The organism is Streptomyces sp. NPDC102258 (genome assembly GCF_055584685.1).
Map to the genome: position 1 here is coordinate 24,235 of NZ_JBVJLO010000016.1, position 26,543 is coordinate 50,777.

At 72.0% G+C, this 26,543-nt stretch carries 26 protein-coding genes and 1 pseudogene; 18 read left to right on the top strand and 9 right to left on the bottom strand.

The window, feature by feature from the left end; all coding sequences use genetic code 11:
• Positions 1–49 precede the first annotated feature (49 nt).
• Complete coding sequence (locus tag ACZ6ZT_RS24595; protein WP_469722045.1) at positions 50–2,452, bottom strand: MFS transporter; 2,403 nt, start codon at positions 2,450–2,452, stop codon at positions 50–52.
• Positions 2,453–2,544: 92 nt separating this feature from the next.
• Positions 2,545–3,030 carry a MarR family winged helix-turn-helix transcriptional regulator gene (locus tag ACZ6ZT_RS24600; protein ID WP_469722046.1) on the bottom strand — a complete coding sequence of 162 codons (486 nt, stop codon included), beginning with the start codon at positions 3,028–3,030 and terminating at the stop codon, positions 2,545–2,547.
• A 320-nt stretch (positions 3,031–3,350) separates the two neighbouring features.
• Here ACZ6ZT_RS24600 and ACZ6ZT_RS24605 point away from each other — a divergent pair, with 320 nt between their 5' ends.
• The 4 genes from ACZ6ZT_RS24605 to ACZ6ZT_RS24620 all read left to right on the top strand — a co-directional run bounded on the left by ACZ6ZT_RS24605 (position 3,351) and on the right by ACZ6ZT_RS24620 (position 6,649).
• On the top strand, positions 3,351–3,674 hold the full coding sequence (locus ACZ6ZT_RS24605) for an STAS domain-containing protein (RefSeq protein ID WP_469722047.1): 324 nt from the start codon (positions 3,351–3,353) through the stop codon (positions 3,672–3,674).
• A gap of 156 nt (positions 3,675–3,830) precedes the next feature.
• Entirely contained in the window at positions 3,831–4,616 is a 786-nt protein-coding gene (locus ACZ6ZT_RS24610; protein ID WP_469722048.1) for a transglutaminase domain-containing protein, read from the top strand.
• A gap of 97 nt (positions 4,617–4,713) precedes the next feature.
• Positions 4,714–5,742, top strand: coding sequence for an aminoglycoside phosphotransferase family protein (locus ACZ6ZT_RS24615; RefSeq protein WP_469722049.1), 1,029 nt, complete (start codon positions 4,714–4,716; stop codon positions 5,740–5,742).
• Between the two features lie 124 nt (positions 5,743–5,866).
• The gene (locus tag ACZ6ZT_RS24620) at positions 5,867–6,649 is read left to right on the top strand and encodes a maleate cis-trans isomerase family protein (protein WP_469722050.1); all 783 of its coding nucleotides are present in this window, start codon (positions 5,867–5,869) and stop codon (positions 6,647–6,649) included.
• 39 nt (positions 6,650–6,688) lie between these two features.
• On the opposite strand, the gene ACZ6ZT_RS24625 is transcribed toward ACZ6ZT_RS24620, so the two are convergent.
• Positions 6,689–7,708: a hypothetical protein gene (locus ACZ6ZT_RS24625; RefSeq protein ID WP_469722051.1), complete on the bottom strand. Its 1,020-nt coding sequence runs from the start codon at positions 7,706–7,708 to the stop codon at positions 6,689–6,691.
• 247 nt (positions 7,709–7,955) lie between these two features.
• Between ACZ6ZT_RS24625 and ACZ6ZT_RS24630 the strand changes: the two genes are divergently transcribed.
• The 4 genes from ACZ6ZT_RS24630 (at position 7,956) to ACZ6ZT_RS24645 (ending at position 11,421) form a co-directional block, all read left to right on the top strand.
• Complete coding sequence (locus ACZ6ZT_RS24630; protein ID WP_469722053.1) at positions 7,956–8,825, top strand: MBL fold metallo-hydrolase; 870 nt, start codon at positions 7,956–7,958, stop codon at positions 8,823–8,825.
• On the top strand, positions 8,822–10,132 hold the full coding sequence (locus ACZ6ZT_RS24635) for an MFS transporter (protein WP_469722054.1): 1,311 nt from the start codon (positions 8,822–8,824) through the stop codon (positions 10,130–10,132). The genes ACZ6ZT_RS24630 and ACZ6ZT_RS24635 overlap by 4 nt, the downstream gene beginning before the upstream one ends.
• A gap of 259 nt (positions 10,133–10,391) precedes the next feature.
• Positions 10,392–10,787 (top strand): hypothetical protein, encoded by a 396-nt coding sequence (locus tag ACZ6ZT_RS24640; RefSeq protein ID WP_469722055.1) that lies wholly within the window; start codon positions 10,392–10,394, stop codon positions 10,785–10,787.
• Between the two features lie 133 nt (positions 10,788–10,920).
• Positions 10,921–11,421, top strand: a complete 501-nt coding sequence (locus tag ACZ6ZT_RS24645; RefSeq protein ID WP_469722200.1) for a DUF4232 domain-containing protein — start codon at positions 10,921–10,923, stop codon at positions 11,419–11,421.
• A gap of 65 nt (positions 11,422–11,486) precedes the next feature.
• On the opposite strand, the gene ACZ6ZT_RS24650 is transcribed toward ACZ6ZT_RS24645, so the two are convergent.
• Entirely contained in the window at positions 11,487–12,521 is a 1,035-nt protein-coding gene (locus ACZ6ZT_RS24650; protein WP_469722056.1) for a hypothetical protein, read from the bottom strand.
• A 201-nt stretch (positions 12,522–12,722) separates the two neighbouring features.
• Between ACZ6ZT_RS24650 and ACZ6ZT_RS24655 the strand changes: the two genes are divergently transcribed.
• The 5 genes from ACZ6ZT_RS24655 (at position 12,723) to ACZ6ZT_RS24675 (ending at position 19,019) form a co-directional block, all read left to right on the top strand.
• Entirely contained in the window at positions 12,723–14,294 is a 1,572-nt protein-coding gene (locus tag ACZ6ZT_RS24655) for an alpha/beta fold hydrolase (RefSeq protein WP_469722057.1), read from the top strand.
• 12 nt (positions 14,295–14,306) lie between these two features.
• Positions 14,307–15,896 carry an alpha/beta fold hydrolase gene (locus ACZ6ZT_RS24660; RefSeq protein WP_469722058.1) on the top strand — a complete coding sequence of 530 codons (1,590 nt, stop codon included), beginning with the start codon at positions 14,307–14,309 and terminating at the stop codon, positions 15,894–15,896.
• A gap of 33 nt (positions 15,897–15,929) precedes the next feature.
• Positions 15,930–16,196, top strand: coding sequence for a hypothetical protein (locus ACZ6ZT_RS24665; protein ID WP_469722059.1), 267 nt, complete (start codon positions 15,930–15,932; stop codon positions 16,194–16,196).
• A gap of 236 nt (positions 16,197–16,432) precedes the next feature.
• Positions 16,433–17,494: an RICIN domain-containing protein gene (locus ACZ6ZT_RS24670; protein ID WP_469722060.1), complete on the top strand. Its 1,062-nt coding sequence runs from the start codon at positions 16,433–16,435 to the stop codon at positions 17,492–17,494.
• 112 nt (positions 17,495–17,606) lie between these two features.
• The gene (locus tag ACZ6ZT_RS24675; protein WP_469722061.1) at positions 17,607–19,019 is read left to right on the top strand and encodes an oxygenase MpaB family protein; all 1,413 of its coding nucleotides are present in this window, start codon (positions 17,607–17,609) and stop codon (positions 19,017–19,019) included.
• Between the two features lie 30 nt (positions 19,020–19,049).
• On the opposite strand, the gene ACZ6ZT_RS24680 is transcribed toward ACZ6ZT_RS24675, so the two are convergent.
• The 4 genes from ACZ6ZT_RS24680 to ACZ6ZT_RS24695 form a co-directional block, all read right to left on the bottom strand.
• Positions 19,050–19,910, bottom strand: a complete 861-nt coding sequence (locus ACZ6ZT_RS24680) for a helix-turn-helix domain-containing protein (RefSeq protein WP_469722063.1) — start codon at positions 19,908–19,910, stop codon at positions 19,050–19,052.
• Between the two features lie 157 nt (positions 19,911–20,067).
• Positions 20,068–20,343, bottom strand: a complete 276-nt coding sequence (locus ACZ6ZT_RS24685; protein ID WP_469722064.1) for a hypothetical protein — start codon at positions 20,341–20,343, stop codon at positions 20,068–20,070.
• A gap of 193 nt (positions 20,344–20,536) precedes the next feature.
• The gene (locus tag ACZ6ZT_RS24690; protein WP_469722065.1) at positions 20,537–21,343 is read right to left on the bottom strand and encodes a hypothetical protein; all 807 of its coding nucleotides are present in this window, start codon (positions 21,341–21,343) and stop codon (positions 20,537–20,539) included.
• Positions 21,336–21,482: a hypothetical protein gene (locus ACZ6ZT_RS24695; protein WP_469722066.1), complete on the bottom strand. Its 147-nt coding sequence runs from the start codon at positions 21,480–21,482 to the stop codon at positions 21,336–21,338. Before ACZ6ZT_RS24695 ends, ACZ6ZT_RS24690 begins: the two co-directional genes overlap by 8 nt.
• Positions 21,483–22,136: 654 nt before the next feature.
• Here ACZ6ZT_RS24695 and ACZ6ZT_RS24700 point away from each other — a divergent pair.
• Positions 22,137–22,385: pseudogene (locus ACZ6ZT_RS24700) on the top strand (putative immunity protein); the annotation flags it as partial.
• A 60-nt stretch (positions 22,386–22,445) separates the two neighbouring features.
• Here ACZ6ZT_RS24700 and ACZ6ZT_RS24705 read toward each other — a convergent pair.
• Positions 22,446–23,363: a LysR family transcriptional regulator gene (locus ACZ6ZT_RS24705; protein ID WP_469722067.1), complete on the bottom strand. Its 918-nt coding sequence runs from the start codon at positions 23,361–23,363 to the stop codon at positions 22,446–22,448.
• A 143-nt stretch (positions 23,364–23,506) separates the two neighbouring features.
• On the opposite strand from ACZ6ZT_RS24705, the gene ACZ6ZT_RS24710 reads away from it, so the two are divergent.
• From ACZ6ZT_RS24710 to ACZ6ZT_RS24725, 4 genes are all read left to right on the top strand, one after another.
• The gene (locus ACZ6ZT_RS24710; RefSeq protein ID WP_469722068.1) at positions 23,507–24,319 is read left to right on the top strand and encodes an inositol monophosphatase family protein; all 813 of its coding nucleotides are present in this window, start codon (positions 23,507–23,509) and stop codon (positions 24,317–24,319) included.
• A gap of 68 nt (positions 24,320–24,387) precedes the next feature.
• Complete coding sequence (locus tag ACZ6ZT_RS24715) at positions 24,388–25,035, top strand: NADPH-dependent F420 reductase (RefSeq protein WP_469722069.1); 648 nt, start codon at positions 24,388–24,390, stop codon at positions 25,033–25,035.
• Between the two features lie 131 nt (positions 25,036–25,166).
• Positions 25,167–25,604 (top strand): VOC family protein, encoded by a 438-nt coding sequence (locus tag ACZ6ZT_RS24720; RefSeq protein WP_469722070.1) that lies wholly within the window; start codon positions 25,167–25,169, stop codon positions 25,602–25,604.
• Between the two features lie 90 nt (positions 25,605–25,694).
• Positions 25,695–26,471, top strand: a complete 777-nt coding sequence (locus ACZ6ZT_RS24725; protein ID WP_469722071.1) for a serine hydrolase — start codon at positions 25,695–25,697, stop codon at positions 26,469–26,471.
• Positions 26,472–26,543 lie beyond the last annotated feature (72 nt).

Below are 26,543 nucleotides of genomic sequence, written 5' to 3' on the forward strand. Positions count from 1 at the left end.
CCGCGGGGCGCCCCGTCATCCGGGGCGCGCCCCGCGGGCCGGTGGGCGGTCACTCGCCGGGGTGGGCGAGCGTGATGTCGTGTCCGTCGACGCCCGGACCGTCCAGCGTGAGCGTCGTGGCCACCGGCGGGTACCCCGTCGCGATGACGGTGTACTGGCCGACGCCCAGGTCGGCGAAGGCGTACGCGCCGTCCTCGCCGGTCCTGGCCGTGCCGACGACGTTCCCGGCGGCGTCGAGGAGGGTGACCCGCGCGTCACCGAGCGGACCGGCCGGCGCCCGGACGACGCCCTGGACCCGCGCGCCCGCGCCGAGTTCGACCTCGACCCGGGTGACACCGGTGCCGCCGATCTCGACGGGCAGCGCGGCCGGGCGGTGGGCGGGGGCGTTCACCGCGACCGTCACGGCGCCCGGCACCAGGTCGCCGAAGGTGAACTCGCCCTCGGGGCCGGTGGTCCCGGTGGCCAGGACGTCACCCCGTACGTCGGTCACGATGACCATCGCCGCCTCGACGGGGGTGCCGGTCCCGGCGGCCCGTACGAGGACGCTGAGGCCGCTCGTCCCGCTGAGCAGGATGTCGTAGGCGAGGGGCTCATCGTTGACGACGATCGTCGAGGCCTGCGGCTGGAAGCCGTCGGCGGAGGCGATCAGTACGTACGAGCCGGTGCCCGGCGCCTCGACCGCGTACGAGCCGTCGGCCTGCGCGACCGACCGGCCGAGCTGGCGCCCCGCGAGGGAGATCAGGGTCACCGCCGCCCGCGGCACGGGCGCGTTCTCCGCGCCGCGCACGTGGCCGTGCACCGGAGTACCACCGTTCATGGGGCCGGACCCTTCGCTCGGGGACGTGCTCGCGGTGACCGTGGCGTCGTCCGCCCCGGCGGCCTCCCTGGCCCGCGGGACCGCGACGGCGGCCGTCGCGGCGGGCTCGTCGGCCTGTGCCGCCCGCGCCAGACCGCCCGAGGTCCGCAGCGGGACCTCCTTGATGAAGATCGTGACGAGGAAGGCGATCAGCGCCAGCGGCGCGGCGATCAGGAACACGTCCGCGATGCCGTGACCGTAGGCGCTCTCCATGACGGTGCGCAGCGGAGCGGGCAGGCTGTTCATGTCCGGGATGCTGCTGCCGGAGCTCGAAGCGGCCGCGGCGGCCTGGTACTTCGGGTCGAGGGTGGTGAGGCCGTCCTTGGCGTAGTGGGTGATCCGGTTGGCCATGACCGCGCCGAGCGCGGAGACGCCCATCGCGCCGCCGAGGGACCGGAAGAAGGTCACCGTGGAGCTGGCCGAACCGAGGTCGGAGGGGGCCACCTGGTTCTGCGTGCACAGCACCAGGTTCTGCATCATCATGCCGATGCCGAGGCCCAGGAGCGCCATGAAGATCGCGATGTGCCAGTACTCGGTGTCGTAGCGGATCGTGCCCAGCAGGCCCAGTCCGGCGGTCACCAGCACACCGCCGCTGAGCAGCCACGCCTTCCAGCGGCCGGTCTTGGTGATGACCTGGCCGGAGACGGTCGACGAGATGAACAGGCCGCCGATCATCGGGATGGTCATGACGCCCGACATGGTCGGGGACTTGTCCCGGGCCAGCTGGAAGTACTGGCTGAAGAAGACCGTGCCGGTGAACATCGCGACGCCGACGAAGAGCGAGGCGATCGACGACAGGGCGATGGTGCGGTTGCGGAAGAGGCGCAGCGGGATGATCGGCTCGGCGGCCCTGCTCTCGACGAGCAGGAACAGCAGGCCGAGCGCGATCGATCCGCCGACCATGGCGCAGGTCTGCCACGACATCCAGTCGTACTTGTCACCGGCGAAGGTGACCCAGATCAGCAGCAGCGAGACGGCGGCCGAGATGAAGAAGGCTCCGCCCCAGTCGACCTTGACCTCGCGCTTGACGACGGGGAGGTGGAGGGTCTTCTGCAGGACGATGAGCGCGATGACGGCGAAGGGCACACCGACGTAGAAGCACCAGCGCCAGCCGAGCCAGTCGGTGTCGGTGATGACGCCGCCGAGGAGCGGGCCGCCGACGGTGGCGACGGCGAACACGGCGCCGAGGTAGCCGGAGTAACGCCCGCGCTCGCGCGGGGAGATCATCGCGGCCATCACGATCTGGGCGAGGGCGGAGAGGCCGCCGACGCCGATGCCCTGCACGACGCGGCAGGCGATCAGCATCCCGGCGTTCTGCGAGAGGCCGGCCGCGGCCGAGCCCAGGACGTAGATGACGAGTGCTATCTGGACGAGCGCCTTCTTGCTGTACAGATCGGACAGCTTGCCCCACAGGGGCGTGGTCGCGGTCATGGAGAGCAGGGCCGCCGTGACGACCCAGGTGTAGGCGGACTGGCCGCCGCCCAGGTCGCCGATGATGTGGGGCAGGGCGTTGGAGACGATCGTGGAGGACAGGATCGCGACGAACATGCCCAGCAGCAGCCCGGAGAGGGCCTCCATGATCTGCCGGTGGGTCATGGGCGCGGCGGTGTCGCCGCCGCCTCCGTGCTTGGCGTGTGAGCCCCGCACACCGGTTGGTGTGGTCGTTGCCATGGGCTTCCTAACGTTCTTCATGCGGGTGTTCGGGTGATCGGTTCTGCCGTGTACGGGTGCCGCGGGGGGTGTGGCCGGCCGTCGCCGAAGCTCTCGCGCAGCCGGCCCATGAGCCGTACGAGCCGGCCCACCTCGTCGTCGGTCCAGTCGCTCAGCCGGTCGGCGAGGAGGGCCGACGTGCGCCGGGAGAGCTCGTCGAGCTGGTCCTGGCCGGACGGCGTGAGGCGGAGGATGCGCGAGCGCCTGTCGGCGGGGTCGGGCGAACGCTCGACCCAGCCCCGGTCGGCGAGGTGCGCGACATGGCGGCTGGTCACCGACATGTCGACGGAGAGCAGCTCGGACAGCCTGCTCATCCGCATGGCGCCGTGCCTGCCGAGGAGCGTCAGGACGGCCGCCGAGGCCGCGGGACAGTCGTGCGGCAGGATCCGCCCCATCTCCCTCTTGACGGCACCGATGGCGCTGAGCTCGCGGGCCAGTTCTTCGTACTGTGCGGGCCCGGCCATCACACCCTCCTAGCTAGTTGCTTTAGGCAACCGTAGGAAAAGATGGTTGCTCCAGGCAAATCAAAAAGGGCGGAGGGGGATAAAAAGTTGACAAAGCCAAGCATTGCGCTCGTAAAGCCGCAGGTGAGACGTTGTGGCCGACGGGTGGATGGTGAACGGGGACCTGATCGCCAGGTGGGGCGCGTCAGGGCGGCGGCGGTACCCGCCGTTCCGGCGCCCCGTCTCCCGGCGGCGGGGTGCGGTGTCTTTCGGGGTCGAAAGGCCGTACGGTCGGCAGGGTCGGGACGTGCCCGGTGCTCACCATCGGGCGGGAGAACAGTATGGAAGCAGCAGCGCGGGTCACGGTCGGGCGGCAGGAGGGCGGCCACTGCGTGGTCGTCTGTGCGGGCGAATTCGACCTCGACACGGTCGGCGCCCTGGAGGCGGCCTGCGCCGTGGAGGCGGGGCCGGCCGAGGTCCTGATCCTCGACCTGACCCGGGTCACCTTCGCCGACTCCTCGTTCCTCAGCACCCTGCTGCGCCTGCGCGCCGGACGCCGACTGGTGCTGGGCGGCCCGCTGCCGGAGTTCGTGGAGCGGCTGCTGGACATCACGGGCGTCCTGCCCCTGTTCGACGTACGCGACCTCGCCGGCCAGGCCGGCTGACGGACGGGCCGACTGACGGACGGGCCGGCTGGCGGACGGGCCGACCGGGGTCGACCGGGGGAGGGATCGGCACCCCCCCCTGGAAGTGAACACGTTCAGGTCGTGTGCCACGATACGGGCCACCAGCTCCCCAGCCCCGAGGGAAGGACCGCGGCCATGACCAGCTCGCTCCTGCGGCCGCGCGGCCGTATCCGTACGGCCACCACCGCACCGGCGCCCGCGGCCGTCGCGGGCAGCGCGGCGCCCACCCGGATCCTCGACTGGCACGATCCCCGCGTCGACGCGCTCGTACGGAGCCTCGAACTGCCCGCGGGCCCGGCCTCCGTCGAGTCCCTGCGCCGGGTGCACGGCTGGATCGCCGCCACGCTACGGCCCGTCTACTCCGTCCAGGACGAGCGGCCCGTATCGGAGGTGCTGCGGCGCGGGCGGGGCTCGTGCAGCCAGCGGCTGGCCGTGCTGGAGGCCGTGGCGCGGGCGACCGGCACGGCCACCCGGGTACGCGGCCTGCTGGTGGACGGTACGTTCTGGTACCCCCGGTTCCCGAGGCTGCGGCCCCTCGTCCCGGACCAGGTGCTCCTGGCGTGGCCCGAGTTCCAGGTGACCTCGGGGGACGGGGCCCCGGCGTGGCTGGGCGCCTCGGAGCTCTTCGGCCCGCCCGGCGGCGCGGGGGGCGGCTTCAGCAACGCGGGCTCCGAAACCCTCTTCGAGGCGCTCTCCCGTACCACCATCGACTGGGACGGCGACGGGGCGGCGGCCCCCCTCTGCCCCGCCGACGCCGCCGCCTGCGACCTTTCGGCGTACGTCCTGACCGACCTCGGCCGCTTCGACTCCCGCGACGCCCTCTTCGCCCGGCACGGCCAGACCCTGTGCCCGCTGGCCCGCACGGTCGCGGAGCCGGTCCTGGGCCGCCGGTCGGCGGGGGCCCGTACCGCCGACGCGTAGGGGCGGTCGCCCTGCCTGACGGCGCACGCGGGCCCGCGCCCCCCGGCGGAGCGAAATGCGAAGGCGCCGTCAGGCGGCCCCGTGGAAGGATGCGCGCATGTGGTCGCGACTGCCGTTCGGGGACGGGTTACGGGCCGAGTTGGGATCGCCCCGGCGTTCCCGCCGACTGGGCAGCAGCCCGCGCTCACGTGTGTGGCGGGTGGAGCTGCCGGCCAGCTCGGTGGTGGTGAAGCAGCTCGTCGACGGCCCCGATGCCGATGACCGCTACGCCCGCGAGGTGGCCGCCCTGCGGCTCGCCGTCCGCGCCGAAACGCCTGTCGTACCCGCGCTGCTGGCCATCGATCCCGACGCGCGCGTGCTGGTGCTGGAGCACCTGGAACACCGACGCCCGGCCGACGACTGGATCGTCGACTACGCGGCCGCCCTGGCCCGCCTGCACGCCACCGGCCGCCCCGAGGACGCGGGGACGCTTCCCCGATGGCGGGGCCCGAACCAGGCCGACACCGCCTCCTTCCTCGGACTGGCCGAGGCCCTCAACGTCCCGGTCGCGCCGGGCGTTCCCGACGAACTCGCCGCCCTCGTGAACCGGCTCGACCAGGCACCCGGTCATGCCCTCCTCCACGGGGACCCCTGCCCCGGAAACGACCTCCACACCGCCACGGGAATCCGCTTCATCGACTTCGAGCAGGCGTCCCTGGGCAGCGGCCTGATGGAACTCGCCTATCTGCGCATCGGCTTCCCGACCTGCTGGTGCGTCACTTCGGCGGCTCCACCGCTCCTGGAACGGGCGGAGCTCGCCTACCGCACGGCGTGGCGCACCGCGGCCGGTTCCGACACCCCGGACGGCCTCGCCGACGCGTGCGCCGGCTGGCTGCTCCGGGGCGACGCGCTGGTCCAACGGGCCCACCGGGAAAGCGCGGACCACCTGGCCCGGATCCCGGCCCAGGACTGGAAATGGGGCACGGTGACGGCCCGGCAACGCCTCGTCCACCGCCTCGGCGTCGTGAGCCACCTGACCGCCGGCCACCCCTCGCTCAGCGGCGTGAGCGGTCTCACCACCGCGATGCGCCACCACATGCTCGCCCGCTGGCCCACCCTGCGGCCCGTCCCGATGAAGCGGCCCTGAGGTCTCGTACGCCGACAGGCCGGGGAGTGTCCCCGCGGTGGTTCCCCGGGGTTGTCGGGCGCCGGGGGCATGATGGGCCGGACGAGCCGTGCTGCCGGGAGCGGCGGAGGGAAGGGCCGACGGGATGTACCGACCTGATGGCTGGGACACGCGGGTGCGGATCGGGGTGCTCACTCCGCACGCGGACGTGGGACCGGAGTCGGAGCTGCGGGCGATGGCACCGGCGGACGTCGGTGTGCACGCGGCCAGGGTCCCCTTCGGGGCGATGCGGCCGGGCGGTGCGATGGATGCCACGATCCCGCTCGCCCCCGTACGCGCCTTCGCCGAGCCTCCCCACGTCGATGACGCGGCGGAGCTGCTGGCGGCGGCGCCCGTGGACGTGATCGCGTTCGCGTTCACCAGCTCGGCGTACGTGATCGGGGCCGGGGCCGAGGCGGCGATGCTGGAGCGGCTGTCCGCGCGGGCGCACGGCCTGCCGGCCGTCGCCCCCTGCTCCGCGACGGCGCGGGCGCTGCGCGTCCTGAGCGCGCACCGCGTCGCCCTGGTGGACCCGCCCTGGTTCAGCGCCGAACTGAACGGTCTCGGCCGCGCCTACTACGAAGCCGCGGGCTTCGACGTCGTGTACGCCGCGGCTTGCTCCCTCCCCAGCGGACAGCGGCTGATCCGCCCCGCCGAACTGCACGACTGGGTCACCGCCCACGTACCGGAGGAAGCCGAAGCCGTGGTCGTCGGCGGCAACGGCTTCCGTGCCGTCGGAGCGGTGGAATCCATGGAGCGCACCCTGGGCCGCCCGGTACTGACGGCCAACCAGGCCCTCCTGTGGGCCGCCCTCCTCGCCGCCGGAACCTCAGGCACCGGCATCACCGGATACGGTCGGCTGTTCGCGCACACCGCCGCCGCCCGATGACCCCGCCGCCTGCGCGCAGCGGTCTGGGCATCGCGACGCTCACCCCGGGCTGACCCCGGTCCGGCAAGCGGGCCGCGTCCGGAGCCAGTACGAGCGAGCCGCGATCGTCAGGGCGATCCCGTAAACGGCGAACGAGGCCACCCCCGTCCAGCCGACCAGCAGTGCGTCGCCCACGGAGTGGAAGTCGCCGCGCGGCATCGTCACCACACCGGCCGTGGCCAGGGCCAGGTACCCGGCCCCCACCACGCCGTACGGGGCGAGCGTGGCGGCCCCGAGCAGGGCCGGCGCGAGCGGGAGCCAGCGCGGCACGCGCCGGCCGCGCAGGAACAGGGTCCATGGCGGGAAGACCTGCCCCCACGGGCGGACCAGGCCCCAGAGCAGGAAGACACCGAGGGCGGCCAGGAGTGCGGTGGGATCGAGGCCCCGGGATTCCAGGGCGAGGAAGGCCCCCGAGGCCCCGTTCCGCTCCGAGGCTTCGAGCACCTCCCGACCGGTGATCCCCGCGAACGTTCCACCGGACGCCCAGACGAGCTTCATCGCCGCATACGGAACGAAGGCCAGCGTCCCCGCCCAGGCGGCGAGCAGCACGGGCCGCGACCCGGCGGACGGCGCTCGCACGGTGCTCCCGGCGGGCCGGCTCCCGGACCGGGCCGTGGCCGCGAGCAGGAGCGCCCCGACCGCTGCCAGGGCCCTGTTCGCGGTGGAGGCCGGGCTGTCCACTCCCTGGCCGAGCACCAGCGTGATCACATCCATCAGCAGGCTGAACGCGGAGATCCCGGCCAGCCCGCACACCGCCCGGAGCAGCACCCGCAAGGCCGGCCGTGGCCCGTACAGGACCACCGCACCACTGGCCGACATCGCGAGTACGCCCACGGCCGCGACCACCCACGCGAGTCCGTCACGGCCGCCGTAGAGCGAGGAGCTCCCGCTCAGCGCGCACACCAGGCCGAAACCGGCGTACAGCACCGCCCAGAACACCGTCGCCCAGACCACCCAGCGCGGCCACCTCTGCCACCAGGCGCTCCACGGCGCCCGCGCCATCTGTTCCTCACTGGTCATGTCCCAAAGGTGGCGCGCCCCCGGCGAGGCGACGTCACCCGCCGGAACGATCCCCCTCCCTCTGCCGGGTGAGCGACCTCCGAAGCCAAGCCCCCGTCGGCGCGGTGCCGTCGGCGATGCGCAGAGAACGCGTCGGGCCCGAAAGTACAAGCCCGACACGTCCTACGCTTCCGGCCGCGGGTGGGGTATCCCTGAGAGGCGGCCCCGACCGGGGGCCGGTCCATCCCCCCTCGTGAGGAGACCTGTCATGGACGACTGGTACGTGGACGACCGTTGCACCAACTGCGACGTCGCACGGCAACTCGCGCCCGACCTGATCGTCGAGGCGGACGGAAAGTCCCGGATCCTGCGCCCGCCGCGCGACGAAGAGGAGACGCGGCACTTACACGCGGCCGTCTTCGCCTGCCCCACCCGCTCGATCCGCCCCGCCTCCGGGCAACCCGACCAGCGGCTCGATCCCTTTCCGATGGCCCTGGACAGTGGCGTACTGCTGTGCGGTCACAACTCACAGCGCACGGCCGGGGCCAATTCCTACCTGCTCAAGCGACCCTCCGGCACGGTCATGATGATCGACACGCCGCGCTGGAGCAGTGGACTCGCCGAGCGCTACGCAGCAGTGGGCCCGGTCTCCGATGTGCTGCTCACCCACCGCGACCACGCCGCGCACGGCCGCCGCTACGCGGACCACTTCGGTGCCCGGCTGTGGATCCACGAGGGCGACCTCGACGCGGCGCCGGACGCGGACCAGGTGATCCGGGGCGTCGAGCCCATGGAGATCGGTGAGGGGGTGACCGTCCACCCGCTGCCCGGCCACACTCAGGGCAGCGTGCTCTACCTCGCGGACGACCGGTACTGCTTCAGCGGGGACAGCTTCTACTGGTCCCGCACCACCGGGGATCTGGAAGTGGCGGAGAGCGTGGTCTGGTACTCCATCGAGGAGTTGGCCGCCTCGCTGGCCCGGACGGCCGGACGGATCCGCTTCGAATGGGTCCTGCCGGGCCACGGCGACCGGCGCCGGCTGCCCGCCGACGAGATGTCCCGGCGGTTGACCGCGATGGCGGAACGCACACGGCGCTCGCGCCCCCGGCCGGTCGACTTCACCGGCGTCCGCTGGTGACGAGGCCAGACATCGTCCGAGGGGTCGAGGAGCCGGAACTCCTGCCGACGGCGGCGGCGGCCGCGATGCCCCGGCGCCGTGGGCGGGGGCTCCTGACGAACCGCGATTTCATGATCGTCTGGGGCGGGTTCACCGTCTCGTCGCTGGGCACGGCGCTCTCGAACCTGGCCGTTCCGATCCTCGCGCTCGGCCTCTCCGGCTCGCCCACCATGGCCGGCCTCGTGGGCGCCGCCCGGCTCGCCCCCTACCTGCTGCTCAACCTCCTGGCCGGTGTGTTCATCGACCGGTGGGACCGCCGCCGCGTCATGATCACCGCGGACGTGGGCCGCTTCGCCGCGCTGACGACGATCCCGCTCGCCTACGCGTTCGGCAGCCTGACGGTCGCGCACCTGGCGGCGGTCGCCTTCCTGGAAGGCGTCGGGCACGTCTTCTCGGCCGTCTCCCACCTGTCCGCCCTGTCGAAGCTGGTCCCCCAGGAGCAACTGGCCTCCGCCAACGCCCTCAACGAGGTGGCCGACTCCGCCGCCGGCGTCGGCGGAACCGCCCTCTCCGGGGCGCTGATCGGACTGGCCAGGAACTCCACGCTCGGCGCCGTCTACAGCTACGCCGCCGACGCCGTCACCTACCTGCTCTCCGGGGCCTCGCTGCTCTTCGTACGGAAATCGTTCCAAGACGAGCGGCCGGCCGGCGGCCGGCGCTCCGTGAGAGCGGACCTGAAGGAGGGGATGTGCTTCCTCTGGGGGCACCGTCTGCTGCGGCTGCTCATGGTGATGATCACCTTGGTCAACTTCCTCCAGGCGCCGCTCAACCTTGCCACCATCGTCCTCGCCACCGAGGACCTCGGCCTCAACGCCGGGCTGATCGGTCTCGTCCTCGCCGCCGTCGGCCTCGGCACGGTGGTCAGCGCCTTGGCCGCCTCATGGCTGCGCGAGCGCATCAGCCTGCGCACCATGGCACTGGGCTCGGTGGCTCTGTGGGCTGCCGCGGCAGCCCTGATGGCCGTCGCACCCTCGATCGTCCTCCTCGCCGCCGGGGTCATGGTGACAAACCTGCTGTGGCCGATCTTCGCGGTGTCCCTGGTGACCTACCGGCTGTCGGCCACACCGGACCACCTCCAGGGCCGCGTCAACAGCGCCTTCCGGACCCTCTCGTTCGGCGTGGAACCGCTGGGACTGGCCATCGGCGGCGCCTTGATCGCCGCCCAGGGGCCCCGCTTCCTGTTCTGGGCAGCCGCGCTGGGCCTGTGCGCGGTCTTCCTGGCCGGCGTCGCGACGTGGCGGGGGACACCGGGCGCCGAAAACGGCTGAAGCAGCCGGGCGCGGCATGCCTATGCTGCGGGGATGGGTCTGGATCTCAATACGTTCATGGTCGACTGGAAGCGGCTGGGCGCCCTCCCGGTCGAGGAGCGGATCGGCGCGTTGGAGGACACGGCCTGGCCCTGGGGACGCTACGAAGCGGACGACCTCTGGGACGGCGCCCCCAGGGTGGCTCTGGCCGCCGGACGGGGAGCAGCGCTGGTGCGCCCAGTACGTCTTCTTCACCACCAACGGCTCCTATCGTCCCCATGTGTGGGCGGGCGACGGCTGGGCTGACATGCGGCCGCTCGTCGACGCGGCTCTGCGCGAGGCGATGGACACCTTCCTCGGCGGCCTGCTCTGGGACGAGGATCCGGACCGGGACCCGGCGTTGGACGGAGGCGGAGGGTTTTTCCCGGCCGCCCGCACCCGCTGGGACCCGCGCATCCTCTTGGTGTGCCCGCCGGACGCGGCACCCGGCAAGGTCCGCGCCTGGAAGCACGTGGAACCACGCCTTGAGGAACTGCGCGGGCCGTTCGCCGCCGAGTGCGAGGGCTGGGTGGGACGCCCGGAGACCTTCGAGGGCTTCATCGCGCTGCTGCGTGAATGGAGCGACGTGACGGCGGAGGCCGCCGGGCGCGGTTGGGGTCTGGTGGGCCTGCCCTGAGCCGCCGCCGGGGTCACAGCGGGCGGGCGCATAGGGTCGGGGGATGGGGAACGTGATGAGGCGGGCGTGTACCGGGCCGGTAGTGGTCCTGCTGGCAGGGGTGTTGGCGGGGTGCGGGGCGCAGGTGAGCTCGATGGGGGCCGAGCCGCAGCGGGACTGGCCGAGCGGTGCCCGTACCGCTCCGGCGGCGCCCGACCCCTGCCCCGAGGGCGGGGTGCGGCTGCTGGAGGACGCCGGGGACGCGGCGATGGGGCTGCGGGTGGCCGGGCTGCGGCTGGTCAACTGCGGTGCGGAGCCATACGTACTGCGGGGCTACCCGGAGCTGCGGCTGCTCGACGGGCAGGACCGCCCGATGGAGGTGTCCGTGGGCCAGGGGTCGAACGGGATCGCCTCCTCGACCGGCCTCGACGCGACGCCGCAGCCGGTGACGCTGGCCCCCGGCGAGGCCGCTTCGGTGGCGCTGCTGTGGCGGAACCTGGTCACCGAAGCGAGCGCGCCCGCCGTTGAGGGGTGGGTCGTGGACCTGGCCCCGAAGCCGGGCGCGCCGCGACTGCGGCTGCGGCTGACGGCGCCCGTCGACCTCGGGAACACGGGGAAGCTCGGGGTCGGCCCCTGGACGACGGTGGCGCGGTGATCGTCTGAACTCGACGGCCCCTGCGGCAGAGGCAGGACGCCGACCCCGTACGCGCAGCGAGTGTGTCAGGACGCGGGCTGGTGCAGCCAGGGTGCGCTGGTCGCCCAGAACATCACGTCCGCGCCCAGGGACCGGCCGCCGAAGTCGACGAACTCCTCCTTGGTGTAGGGCTTGCCGGTCGCCGGGTTGGTGTATTCGAAGTCCGGCTCCTGCACCGCCATCGCGACCATCGGGAGCCGCCCCCGGTAGTCCTGGAAGAAGGGGTAGGAGTTCTCCATCTGGGCCGGCCGGTTCGGCAGTACGTCGGGACCGCCCAGGCCCACGCCGTGCGCCTTGGCGAACTCGAAGGTCTTCCGCATGTAGCCGTGGTCGTTGTTCCACTCACCGGGCCAGAAGTTCACGTACTGGATGAACTGCGTCCGCTTGAAGACCTTGGCACCGAAGGCCATGTTGTCGAGCTCGGCCTGGAAATAGGACGCGTCGGTGTAGCCGCTGTGGTCCTTGGCCAGATCCACCTGCGTGGCCGTCTCGGGGAGGTTGACTCCCGCGAGCCGCCCGTCGAAACGCTCGGCGAGCGCCTTGAGCAGGCTCTGGAAGCGGTGGCGTACCTCTGGGTTCCACTGGGCGGCGACGGCCCCCGCCTCACCGGGCCCGAGTCCGCTCTCGTTGGTGGTGACCGCGGCTCCGCCGGCGTACACCGGATCCGTGAGCAGGTAGTCCGGGAGCCGGGTGGGGGCGCTGAAGAAGCGGTCCTGGACCTGGACGAACAGCTTCTTGCCCCGCGCCTGGAGGTGGTCCAGGGTCTCCTCGATGGCGGAGAAGTCGTACTGGCCCTTCTGCTGTTCCAGCGCCTTCCACGGCACGACCACCTGCACGCCCGCGATGTCGGGACGGTCGATCAGGGGCTTGACGTCGGTGTCGAAGTCTCCGATGGAGGAGTACAAGTACTGCGCCGGGGCCGGGGCCGGGGCAACGGCTCTTCTCACGGCGCCGCCGTGGCCGGCGGGAGCGGCGGTGGCCGTCGGCGTGAGCACGGCAGCCGGCGCCAGGGATGAGGCGAGGAGAACGCCGATCATGGTGGAAATCCGTCGGGTCGTCATGGGCGCTGACAGTAGGGAGCACCTCTAAGAGGTTTGTAAGAGTTCGACTGCGACCGGGGCGTCACCGTAGGCCCCGGATGCAGGTGCAGGTGCAGGTGCAGGTACGGGGATCACCCACTAGCGTGGATTACGTGCGTTCCCCCGCACGCCGCGGCATCCGTCGGCGGGGCATCTGTCGAGCGGCAGAGGGACGGGTCTCCCATGGCACAGCACAGATTCCGCAACGGCGTCGCACCCGCCGGAGCCGTCCTGGCCCTCCTGGCAGCCCTCGGCCCCACCCCGGCGGCGGGTGCCGCACCCCCACACCCCGGTACCGCCGTCGGCACCGGACAGCCCGCCCCCGCGCCGCCCCGCTTCGTACCGGGCCCCTGCCCCAAGCCGCCCGAGCCGATCGAAGCGCTGGCCACCGCCCGGTGCGGCGTCCTGGAGGTCCCCGAGAACCGTGCGCACCCCGCCGGCCGGACCATCCGGCTGGCCGTGGCGGTCATCCCGGCCGCCTCCGCGAAGCCGGCCGCCCAGGACCCCGTGGTCTTCATGGCGGGCGGTCCCGGTGGGGACGTCTTCGACGACATCCCGTACCTCGTGTCCTCCGGCCTGAACCGGGACCGCGAACTGATCGTCATGGCCCAGCGCGGCAACCTCTACGACGAGCCCCACCTCGCCTGCCCGGAGCTGGACCGCTTCAACGCCACGTCCGTCGGCCTCCCCTCGTACGCGCCGCGGACACAGCGGCTCATGCTCGACGCGGTGAAGAGGTGCCGGGACCGCCTCACGGCCGACGGAACCGACCTGGGTGCCTACAACAGCATCGAGAACGCCGCCGACTTCGCCGACCTGCGCACAGCGCTCGGCATCAAGCAGTGGAACGTATACGGCCACTCCTACGGCAGCGGCCTGGCCATGACCTACCTGCGCCTGCACCCCCAGGGGATCCGCGCGGCGGCGTTCGACTCCGCCGCCCCTCCCCAGTACGTCTCCCTGCCCTTCGGCTGGGCCGGCGCCCGGGAGGGTCTCGACCACCTCTACGCGGCCTGCGCGGCGGAGCCCCGCTGCGAGAGCCGATACCCGGACCTCGCCGGCACCCTGAACGAGCGGGTGCGCACGCTGCAGGCGCACCCGCTGACGCTGGACGTCCGGCCGCCGCAGGGCGGAGAACCGGTGCAGGTCGTCCTCGACGGCGGCGCGCTGGTGAACCTGCTCGTCGCCAAGGCGATCCCGCTCGCAGACGTCCCGGCGGCGATCGACGAACTCGGCCGCGGGAACCCGCAGCGCTTCGCCCGTGCCCGCGCCGCCGGCTCGGTCCCGGTCATCGGCCGGACCGCCCACGGTCTGACCCAGTCGGTGGTGTGCGCCGAGTGGGTGCCAGGCCACTCGGCGTCCGACGTGCTGAAGGCGGGCCGCGAGGCCTTCCCCGACTGGCCGGACCAGGTCCTGGCCCAGGCACCGCAACTCGCGTTCCAGGAGCAGGCCTGCCGAATCTGGAACGTCCCGGACCGCACCGCCACGACGCGGGTCCCCCCGGTGAGCACCGTGCCGACGCTCTTCCTCAACGGGACGTTCGACATGAAGACCGGCGCGAGCTGGGCGCGGAAGACGGCCCGTACGCTGCCCCGCTCGACCACCGTGCGCGTTCCCGGCATCGGGCACTGGGTGGTTCCGCAGTCGCCGTGCGCCCAACACGTCCTGGCGTCCTTCCTCACCCGCCCGGCCGCGCCCGACACCGGCTGCGTGGCGGGCCTGCGCTGGGAACCGTTCACCATCACCCCGAAGTGACCGGGAGGGCAGATGCCACGCCCACACGTACGACGGCCGCACGTACGGCGGCCGCGCGCCAGGCCGGCCGCGGCGGGGACCGCGGTCCTCGTCCTCGGTCTGCTCGCGGCGCCCGCGACCGCACAGCAGCAGACGCCCGGACCGGCCATCGGCACGGTCGCCCGGACGGTGGGCGACGCCCACTACGCGCCGGGCCCCTGCCCCAGGACGCCGGAACCCGTCGAGGCGCTCCAGGGGGCCCGCTGCGGAACCCTCACCGTGCCCGTGAACCGCGCCAAGCCGGGCGGCCGGACGATCAGGCTCGGCGTCGCGATCGTGCCCGCCGCGTCCGCGACACCGAAGTCCGACCCGATCGTGTGGCTCGCGGGCGGACCCGGCGACGACGCGGTCGGAGAGGCGAAGATGGCGATCGACGGCGGGCTGAACCGCGACCGTGACGTGATCTTCATGTCCCAGCGCGGCACGTACGCGGCCGAGCCGAATGCCCTCTGCCCCAACATCGACGAGTTCAACGCGCGCGCCGTCGGCCTCGTCTACGACGCCCCCTCCACCGAACGCCTGCACGTCGCCGCCACGCGGGCCTGCCGCGACCGGCTGGCGGCCCGCGGAATCGACCTCGCCGCCTACAACGACACCGAGAGCGCGGCCGACTACGAGGACCTGCGCACCGCGCTGGGCATCAGGCAGTGGAACCTGTACGGGATCTCCTACGGCACGCACCTGGCCCTGGTCTCCATGCGCCTGCACCCCGCCGGACTCCGCTCGGTGGGCCTCGACGGCATCCTGCCGCCGTCCAAGGCCGGGCCGGCCGCCACCTGGAGCAGCGCCCGGCAGGGCTTCGACGGCCTCTTCAAGGCCTGCGCGGACCAGCCGGCCTGCGCCAAGCGCTACCCGGACCTGCCGGCCACCTTCGAACGCCTCGTCCGCCGGCTCGAAGCCCAGCCGGTCACCACCACCGTCACGCTGCCCGGGAGCGACAAGCCGGTGAAGGTCGTACTGGACGGCGGGGCCCTGGTGAACTGGATGACCTCCGCCACCCACGTGGCCACCCAAGTGCCCCTCGCCCTCGACGAGCTGGCGCACGGCAAGCCGCAGCGGATCGCCCGGCAGTGGGCGGGCGGCAAGCTCAGCCGGGCGGCCATCGGCCGGGTCGCGCACGGCCTCGTCTACGGGGTCTTCTGCAGCGAGTGGACACCGTACGAGAGCCAGGCCGACGCACTCAAGGGCGGCCGGGAGGCCTTCCCGGCCTTCCCCCGCTCCGTACAGGCGCAGGCCCCCCAGCTGGCCTTCCTCCACCCGGACTGCGACGTCTGGAACGTGCCCCCGGCGCCGCCCTCGATCCGGGACGCCACCCGCGCGGACATCCCCACCCTCGCCCTCTCGGGCGGCTTCGACGCCCAGACCGGCGCGGACAACGGCCCCTACGTCGCCCGTACGCTGAGCAAGGCCAAGGTCGTCACGGTCCCCTACGAACCGCACGTCGTGTTCGCCACCTCGCGGTGCGCCCAGGAGATCGCCGTCTCCTTCTTCGACGCCCCGGCCGCACCGGACACCGCCTGCCTGAAGGACCTCAAGCCCCCCGCGTTCGAGACCGCCCCGTAAGACGGACCGCGCAGCGCCTCTATCGTGATCCACATGACCAGTGATACGGGGAACGGTACCGACGGGCGGCGATGGCCGCGGACCGTGCTGGGGGTGATAGCCGGAGCGTGCGCGGCGGCGGCCGTGTGCGCGGTCTTCTGGTGGCTGGGCTGGCACCTGGGCTTCGGCGTGGCTTGGCTGTCCGGCAAGATCGCGGTGAAGGTGGGCTTCTTCGTCGCCGCCGGCGGTCTTGCGGGTCTGACCATGTGGCGGCAGGGGCGTCAGGCCTCGCGGTCCAAGCCCCCGGAGGAGAAGGACTGAAGCCCGCGACGCCCCCGGGCTCGCTGCGCGGTTTCCGCTCGGCGGATGCCCCTCGGCGAGCGTCACCCTGGAACGTTCCGGGTTCGCGGCGCCACCTGTGCGTGCGTGACTGAGCACCGGCGGGCTCCGTCGTCTGGCAGGGCGAAGGGTTCGGCCGGCCCGTCGCGGCCGGTCCCGCCGGCCAAGGCGACGACCGCCGCCGTCAGGACGTACACCCGACGCCACGGAGAGTGACCATGACGATACGCATGAAGAAAGCCGCGCGACTCCTCACCGCGCCGGCCGTCGCCCTGGCCCTCCTGGGGCCCGTCCTCGCCGCCACCCCGGCCGGCGCCGCGACGGCGGCGGCCGACACCTACACCTTCACCAACCCGGACGGCACCCTCAACGCCACGGGCAACGGCGACGGGAACCAGATCTCCGTCACCCCCGACGGCACCAACTACACGAACTGGCGCCTGATCAAGCTCAGCGCCCCCGGCACGTTCAACATCGCCAGCACCTCGTCCGGAAAGTGCGTCTACGCCACCCAGCCCGCCACCCAGCAGTCCTGCGGCAGGGACGGCGAGCAGTGGCACTTCCGCGCCGTCGACGGCAAGCCCAGCACCTTCGGCATCGTCCGCCGCGACGAGTCCAACGGCACCGAATACTGCATGGACAACCGGGGCGGCCTCCACATGTGGGGCATCCTCGCCCAGCCCAACCGGTGTGACGGCAGCGCGGGCCAGGAATGGACGATCCCCGCGGCGAACGCCGCCGAGGCCAGGAGTCTCGCGCTCGACTACTACAGCGACCTCTGTTCCAGGAAGACCTCCACCTGCTCCTGGACGCAGAAGTCCGAGGGCCAGCCCGAGGTACTGCCCCGCCGGCCCGCCTCGTCGGTCTGGTACAACGACACCGGCACCACGATGAAGCAGACCTTCACGACGATCTACCACTCCGGCTGGGCCCAATCCTTCGCGGCCGGAGTGGAGACGTCGTTCGGGGTCTCCGCCCCCGTCAAGGCCATGATCAGCAGCCAGCTGACCTCGACGCAGACGTACACCTCGGACGAGTCGACGGTCAACGGGATCGCGGTCGACGTCCCCGCCAAGAATTACGCCTGGGTCGACTTCGCGGCCGTCGGCAAGAAGGTCACCGGCACCTGGACCTTCGACACCGACAACCAGCCGTGGACGACGGACGCCACCGTCACCGTCCCCGTCATCAACTCGGCGGCGGGCTCGACCATGTACGTCGCCCACACCGGCGCCAACCCGCCGGGCACCGCGGAACTCCCGGCAACATCGGGACGTTGACCGCGGCGTCCTCGACGTAGCCGGTCAGGGCCGCTCCGCTTCGCTCCGCGCAACCTCCCCCGCATGTGCGGCGTTGTGCTCCTGTTGACCCCGACCTCTTCAGGAGCACCGCGTGACACCCACCTCTTTGCCCGCCCCCGACAGCCTGCTGCGCCAGACCCTCGGCGAATGGCGCATCGGGCTGGTGGCCTGGCGGCTGCTCGTCCTGCAGACCGCGCACCCGGCCGTCGCCGCCGGCACCGCCCGCTACTCCACGTACCGCGCCCACCCCTGGCGGCGGATCGAGCACACCATGGACAGCGGTAGCCGGCTGTTCTTCGCCGGGCCCGAGGAGCGGCAGCGCGAGATCGCCCGGCTGGAGCGCGCGCACCGCCGGATCCGCGGCACCGACGACGCCGGCCGCCCGTACAGCGCCGAGGACCCGGAGGTCCGCGCCTGGGTGATGCTGACGCTGTACGAGGCCATGACGGCCATGCGCGAGCTCTCCGGCGATCCGCTCGAACCAGCCGAACTCGACGCGCTCTACGGGGAGTTCACGGAAGTCTGCGCAGCCCTCGGCATCCCCGCCGAGGTCCTCCCGGCAACCGCCGCCGACGTACCCGCGTACGTCGACCGGACCGTCCGCGAGGTCCTCGAATGCGGCGACCAGGTCCGCTACCTGCTCTTCGACATGCTGCGCGAGGCTCCCGCGCCCCGCCGGCTCGGCCGGCTGCGGCCCGCGTGGCCGGCGCTGCGCGCCGTCGCCGCGCACGTGCTGACCAGTCTGACCGTCGCCGACCTGCCGCGGGCCTGGCACGAGCGCTTCGCCATGCCCCGTACCCGTACGGCCGCCACCCTGTCCTGGACGGTCCACCGCGGCATGCGGCAGGTGATGACCCGGCTGCCGGACCGCCTGCGCTACCGCAACTCCTCCGACGGCCGTGCCGGGCAGCGGCCCGCTTCCCGGCAGCCCGAGGCGGCGCCGCGCCTGCCCAGGCCGCGCGCCCTCGGTTCCCGCCCGGCGCGCCTGGAGGCGTTCTTCCGGCAGGTGCTCGACCAGACCGGTGACGGCCGGGTGGACTCCGCCGACCTCCAGGCGATGGTCCACAACGTGTGCTGGCAGCTGGAACTCCCCGTCGAGCGTGAGGACCGGCTCTACGCCGCCTTCGAGTCCTGGTGGGAGCAACTGCGCGAGGGCATGGACGCGGACGGCGACGGCGCGGTGGACTGCGCCGAGTTCGTGTCCGCGATGACCGAGGGCATCGACCGGGATCCGGACTACCTCGACCGGGGCCTCAAGCCGGCGGTGCGCGCCCTGTTCCGGACCGCCGACACCGACGGCAGCGGCTACCTGTGCGCGGACGAGTACCGCGTCGTGTTCGGCGGCCCGCGCGTCCACCCCGCCGAGCTGAACGAAGCCTTCCGGCAATTGGACGGGGACGGTGACGGCCGGGTTGGCGAGGAGGAGTTCATCGCCGCCTTCGTGGACTTCTTCACCGCCCGGGCCGACACCGCCGCAGGCGTAGCGCTACTGGGCCGCCCCTGAGGGCCCCTCCGCCCTGGCCGGCCGGCGCCGTCAACGGGCCTCCCGGTACACCTTGACCATGTCGTTGATCAGATGCCGGGAGTCGTCGGGGTTGAGGGCCTGGGCCTGGAGGTGGTCGAACATGATCTGGTACGGGTACCGGTCGACGTGCTTCTCCAGGTACAGATCACTGGTGAAGCGCTCCAGGTAGACGACTCCCGCGTCGGAGTCGGGATACGTGAGGATGGAGAACTGCCCCAGGACCCCGGGATGGGCCCCCGCGCTGTAGGGGAGGACCTGCACGGTGACGTGCGGCTGGGCGCCCAGGGAGTTCAGGTGCTCAAGCTGCTCGCGCATGATCTCGGGGCTGCCGATCGTGCGGTGCAGTGCCGCCTCGTCCAGGATGTTCCACAAGCGCAGGGGCCGGGCGGGGTGGTGGGCACGGTGCTGGCGCCGCAGCCGTACGTCCAGGCTGACCGAGGCCCGTTCGGGCGTGGGGTGCGGAAACGACTGCGCGATGGCCGCGGCGGCGTAGGCGGGGGTCTGCAGCAGTGCGGGAACCAGCAGCGCGTCGTAGGAGTGGATCGAGGCCGCCGCCGTCTCCAGCCCGATGTAGACCCCGTAGGGGACGTCGCCGCAGGAGACCCACCACCCTTGGCGGCCCGATTCCTTGGCCATCCGCATCAACGAGTCGACGACGGCCGCGTCGGTGATCCCGTAGATCCCGCACAAGTCGCGTACGTCGCGCGGGTTGATTGGGCGGCGGCCGGTCTCGATGAGACTGATCTTGGGCTGGGACACCATGAGGCGTTGCGCCGCCTGCGAGGAGGTCATCCCTGCGGATTTGCGGAGCTGCCGGAGCTCCGCACCCAGGCGGCGCCCTCTGACCGTGGGATTTCCGTTGCCCGACATGGGCGGTGTACCTCCAGCTCAACACATCACGCAGAGATCACCTCACCCCACGGCCTGCTTCGGCAGAACGCATTGTGCAGAGGCCCCCGCCCCGTGCGACATCCGCAGGGCCAACATCATCAGTTCGGCCTAACGCGTCCCGCGATGGCGGCTCATCTCACAACTGCTCAGCTCGCGCATGTTCACCCCGCAGGGCGTGGGCACCCGCGGCGATCACCTCGGCGAGCTGGTTGGCGACCGCTGTGCTGCACCCACCGAGCCGGACGAGACCGCGGCAGCCGACCGGTCCGTCGTTGCAGAGCGAGGGGAGGGTCAGGCCGGCCATGGAAAGCGCGGCCTGGAGGTTCGCTACGGCTTCGTCGCCCTCCTGGTACGCGGCGTCCTGGCTGCGCTTGTACCGGAGTCGCTCGGCGTGGGTGAGTTCGTAGGGCATGGGGTCGGCCTTTCTTGAGACGTCGTCGAACGTGCGGGGGATAGGGGGATGCGCCGCCCGGGCCGCCAGGTGTGAACCTGGCGTGGCCCGGGTTCCGTGGAGGGCTGCCGGTCATGGCGCAGACCCGTAGGGCTGAGACCGGGCGCAGCCCGTGACTAACTCGTTTTGATCTTCGTTCTCGGAGTGCAAGTGATCACGTTCCTTGATTGCGCGGAAGGTACGGATGGTTCGGGAGACCGGCGTTCATGCCCCGCAGCCGGATCTCGGAGGCGCGGCCGCGGTGGCGTGGAACGGCTTGGCGGGGCGGTCGGGTGAGGGTGATCTGACGGACGAGTTGCTGGAGGCAGGCCAGCGCGGCGATGGGCGGGAGCGTGGCCGCGGCCTGGGCGGCGAACGTGCTGGGTGCCTGGGCGACGCATAGGAGCGTGGCGAGGAGGGAGAACAGCAGGACGATGGACCACGAATGAACCGCGCGCCGCTGATGTAGGGCGGCCCGCAGGATGGAGAGGGATGCGGTCATCCACGGTCCGTAGATGAGCAGGGGCCACCAGCTGGCGACGTCGTCCGCCGTGCGCGGACCCGCGCTGTGGCGCAGGGCCTCACAAATGGCCAGGCCGCTGAAGACGCTCACCACGGCGGCGATGACGGCGACCAGCACGGCGGCGAAGAGACTGCCCGTTCCGAGCAGGGTCACCACGGACGTCTTCGACGGGGCCCGGCGGTGCCCGCGGGCGGTCGGCGGGGCCGGCGGGACCGGCCTTTCGTAGGCTCCCTGCGCCGGCTCGGTGACCGCGCCGACGAAGGCGCCCATGTCGCCGGTTTCATCAAGGCCGTAGTGGCCGAATGCCTCGGCCGGCCGCGGCTGCTGGGCCTCCCGGAGCAGGTGGGCCAGTTCTTCGGCCGGATCCCACGGGATGTCCGCCTCGCCCGCCGCCATGGGCGGCGGCTGGTGGGCGACGTGCCATCCGCCCCCGTCGTGCCGCTGGTACTGCTCAAACACGATGGACCTCACCGGCGCACTCGCCGAGAGCGGTCTCGGACGGTCCGGTGGCGGGCGAGCGTCGGCCGAAGTCTTCCTCGATCCGGCTCATCACCTCCAGGAAGTCCTCGAAGATCGAGGACGAGTAGTGGAGGTCCACTTCCCGCTCCAGGGTGCGGAGCGTCGCGCCCTTGTCAGGGGTCCAACTGGTGTACGTCCATTCCCCCGCCCTGGTGGTCCCGGCGGCCCTGCCGCGTGGGGCGCTGTCGGCACTCTGGAGAAAAATCTCTGCGTGGTTTGCATTTGTCATAGTCCATAAACGGTTCCGCAACGGGGGAAGGTGCGGGCCGTTCAGGTGAGGGCGAGCCCGTAAACCAAGCTTGACCAGTGGCTTTTTATCATTTCTGCGTTGCGGCAACCGGCTGACAAGGCGCAACTACGCATATGCCGGTGCGTTATGTCGGGAGCGTGAGGGTCCGAGGGCCGGCCCCCGCTTCCAGTCACCGGAGAGGAACCGCTGTGCCAGACATGCTCCTGAGAATCGCGCTGATCTGCGCTGTCCTGGGCACGGGATGTGCCGCTTGGACCTCGTCCGGAGTCGGCCGTATGCACTCCATGGACATCCGTGAACTGCGTCGCCAGCAACGTTTCAAGCACGTCCTGACCGCCAACGCGGCGAGGGGGGAGGGCGGCGGGGAAGGGCCGCCGGCCCTGGCGCAGACGGCCGGGGTCTCCGTCTGCGCCGAATGCGGCGCCTTGTCGGGCCGACCATGAACCATGGCTCCGGGGGCGCGCTGGGCCCTGACGGTCGTCGGCGGGGGCGGCGCCTGGCCACATCCTCCACCTTTTCGAGTCGGCCCGGCCCGAGGATCCTCGGCCGCGACAGGCGATCGAGCACGCCCGCGCCTGGGTGCGGGGCGAGGTCAAGATGATGGAGGCGCGCGCGGCGGGGCGGACCGAATGTCAATGGCAGCGCGACCAGCTCCCCGAGGCGATTCGCGAGCTCGTACGTGACGACCAGCGCTTGCGCAACGACATCTGCTGGTCGGTGTTCGACCGTTGAGCGCGCGCGCCGGGCGCGCGTCGGCACGGCCATCCGAAGCCCCTGGCTCAGCCGGCTTCGTCAATCACCGTGAACCGCCGGTGTGAAGAGCGCCTGGACGGTTTCGGTGGCCAGGTCGAGCATCCAGGTGTGCGCGCGGTCGCCCTCATGGCGTTGGTGCCATAGCAGGTACAGCGGGATGGCGGGCATCGGCAGGGGAAGCGGCAGTGTGATCAGACCGGCCCGCTCCCGGGCCGTGCGGGTGACGGCATCGGGCAGGGTGACCACCAGGTCGGCGTCGAGAGCCAGTTGGAGCGCGATCGCGGCGGTGGGCGCGGCTGCGGCGACGCGGCGTTCGTGGCCGCACGCGGTCAGCGCTTCGTCCACCGGGTCGTGCAGGCGGCCGCGGCGCGAGACGGTGACGTGGTCGGAGAGCGCGTAACGCTCGGCGCTCATCGGGCCTCCGGCGAGCGGATGCCCGGGACGCACGGCGACGACGAGCCGGTCCTCGCCGACGAGGCGGTGGCGGACGCCGGGAACGGTGGGCAGCGTGGAGCTGGACGCGAGGTCTACCTCGCCCCGGCTCAAGTCGGGGGTGTCCGTGCCCGGTTCGGCGGCCAGACGCAGCCGCACGCCGGGGGCCTGTCGGCGCAGACCGGTGATCAGCGTCGTACCGCACGCGGCGGTCAGGGCGTCGTGCCAGCGCAAGGTGAACACCCGCCGCAACGTCGCCAGGTCGGGCTCCTGCTGCGCGGAGAGCAGCTGATGTGCCTCCCGCACGAGGGCGTGCACCTGGGCGCGCATGGCGAGGGCGCGGGCGGTGGGGACCATGGTGCGTCCGGCGCGGACCAGGATCTGGTCGCCGGTGACCTTGCGGATGCGGCCCAGGGAGCGGCTCATGGCCGGCGGCGTGACGTGAAGACGGGCCGCGGCGCCGGCGACGCTTCCCTCTTCCAACAGTGCGTCAAGTGCCGTGAGCAGGTTCAGATCCAGTTGCATGCGAGTAACTCTACGAGTGAGAAGCATGCACTTGTTGTTAAGTAGCGGGCCGCCTACCGTCGACGTACGGGCGCAGAACGAGCCACAGCACAGCGCACCGCATGACACCGCACCGCATCAGACCGACACCCGGGAGCCAACCCATGAGCACACCCATGCCCTTCGACGCCGGCACGACACTGATGGCCGACGTGAGCGCCGCGGTGAAGACCGCCGGTCAGACCCTGCTCGACCGCCACACCCCGCACGCCCGGGGCGTCAGCATGAGCGAGATCCTCGACGAGATCCACGCCAACGACGACGCGGTGCTCGACGTACTGCGCGCACCGCTGCTGCGGGCCCGGCCCGGATCGCGGTGGGCCGAGGACGAGTTGGCCGGCGGTCCGCTCCCGGCGGGGGAGTGGTGGGTCGTGGACCCGGCCGAGGGCAACATCAACCACGTCCACGCCATGTCGGACTGGGCCGTCACCGCCACTCTGGTCCGCGACAACCAGCCGGTCCTCACCGTCGTCCACCTGCCGCTGACCGGCGACACCTACACCGCCGTCGCCGGAGGCGGCGCCCGGCTCAACGAGCGCCCCCTGGCGGTGTCCGCCAAGACCGACCTGGGCGCCGCGCTCGCCGGCACCGGTCAGGCCAGGCCGGGCGAGGACGAGCGCACCTTCCGGCGGATCGGCGACTCGGTCACCGCCATGCTCATCAACGGCCTGGTCGTGCGCGTGTCCGTGCCCGCCACGCTGCAGCTCATCCATGTCGCCGCCGGTTCCATGGACGCGTTCTGGCAGTTCTCCGACGTCCGCTCCGGCCTGGTCGCCGGTGCCCTGCTGGTCTCCGAGGCCGGAGGCACCGTGACCGACCTGGCGGGCGAGCCCTGGACCACGGGCAGCCGCGACTTCCTGGCCGCCGCCCCCGGCATCCACGGCGCCGCCCTCAAGGTCCTCGCACCGCTCGCCTGACCAGGCAGCCGGCCCCGCTCCGCCTCCGCCACACCCGCCCCACCCGAGACAGCAAGGAGCATGACCCAGTGACCACCATCGGCATCCTGGGCACCGGCCGCGTCGGCCAGAGCCTCGCCCGTAAGCTCGCCACGAGCGGACACCACGTCATCCTCGGCCGACGGAGTAGGGACGAAGAGCCCGCAGCGCCCGTCGGCGGCGCAGACACCCGCATCTCCTTCGCCGACCAGCGCACCACCGCGCACACCGCCGACATCGTCATCAACGCCACGCCAGGCGACAGCGCCCTCGACCGCCTCACCGGCCTGCGCACCGAACTCGCCGGCAAGATCCTCATCGACGTCTCCAACGCGACCCGCGACGCCGACGACGGCTTGCCCGGCGAGCTGTGCTACCCCGGCAGCAGTCTCGCCGAGCGACTCCAGGCCGCCCTTCCGGACGTCCGTGTGGTGAAGACCCTCAACACCATGCTGTTCATGGTCATGACCGCCCCCGAGACGCTGAACACCCCACCGACCGTGTACGTGTCGGGCGACGACGAGCAGGCGAAGAGGACCGTGACCGGCCTGCTCGGTGACCTGGGCTGGCAGCCCGCGTGGATCGAAGACCTCGGCGACATCACCACCGCCCGCGCCACCGAGGCCATGATCCTGGTGGTGCCCCACATCCTGCGCCGCGACGGCTTCCAGCCCTTCGCCGTCTCCCTCACCCGCTGACCCCACCGGGCGGCCGTGGCCCCTCCGTCGTGCCGTCGTACGCGGACCGGCGGCAAGGGTCCCGGAAAGGAAGGCTGCCACCCGCTCTTGCCGGAAGCACCCGATCGATCCGGCTCGATAGCATGCCGCGCATGGCCATCAAACTTGAGAACGTGGGCATCGCCGTTCGCGACCTCGAAGCGACGATCTCCTTTTTCACCGACCTCGGCCTCACGGTCCTCGGCCGTGACACCGTCAGCGGGGAATGGACCGACACCGCCGTGGGTCTCGACGGCAATCACGCCAAGATCGCGATGCTCCAGACGCCGGACGGTCAGGGTCGCCTTGAGCTCTTCGAGTACATCCACCCCGAAGCGATCGAGACGGAACCCACGCTTCCCAACGAGGTCGGCATGCATCGCGTCGCCTTCTCGGTCGACGACATCGACAAGGCCCTTGAGACGGCCGCCAAGCACGGATGTCATCCGCTGCGCGGCGTGGCGACCTACGAGGACGTGTACAAGCTCACGTACCTCCGCGGCCCCAGCGGCATCCTGGTGATGCTCGCCGAGGAGCTTAAGAAGAACTGACGGTAGATCGGGGCCATCGGCCTCGCGCCCGTTCGGTCCCCGGGGTGGGTAGGTCAGGGGCGCCCCAGGGTCCGTTCAGGGTGTTCACCGATGGGCTGCCGCTCCGCGAGTCTGAACCCCGGCCTCCAGGACATCCTCGACCACACGAGCGGGCTGCCCCGGCCGGTCCGGACCCCGGGCCCGGCCGACGGACCCGGCTGGCAGTTCAAGTCCGCCGGTCCCGAGGCCTCGCTGCGCGCGTCGTTCGCCGCGGCCACGGGTCGGCCGCCCGCGCCCGGATCCGAGCAGCAGTACAACGGGCTCAACTCCTTCGCCCTCGGTCTGCTCGTCGAGCAGGTCACCGGGCACTCGTTCGCCGAGGAGCTGGAGCGGAGGATCCTCCGGCCGCTGCGCCTGCGCCACACCAGCCTGCCCGCCGCCGACGACCTGGCGATCCCCGCGCCCCACGCGACGGTGTACGTCGACGGATACGACGTCACGGAGCAGAGCCCCTCCCCCTGGGCGGAGGGCGGCATGATCTCCACGGCCGCCGACCTGGACCGGTTCTTCACCGCCCTGTTCCGGGGACGGCTGCTCCCGCCGGCCCAGCAGAAGCTGGTCTTCGACGTACCGGACGTGAAGAGCGCGGCCGGCAACAAGAACTGCTTCGGCGGCCCCGCCTGCTTCAGCGTCGGCGGGCTCATGCGCTACGGGCTCGGCGCGCACGCGTACGCCTGGGGGAAGACCGGCTCCCGCCCCGGCTGGGACAACGGCTTCTTCGCCACCCGGGACCTGCGGCACCGCGTCGTCTACTCGCTGAACGTCAAGGCGAACGGTGCCCCCCTCCCGCGCATCCGGCAGCTGGTCGGCGCCGCCCTCACCGACTGACCCGGGAGGGGGCGCCCGGGGCGCACGTCCGGTCGGCCGGGGCGGGAGCCGCTCGGGGTGCGGGGCGGGGCC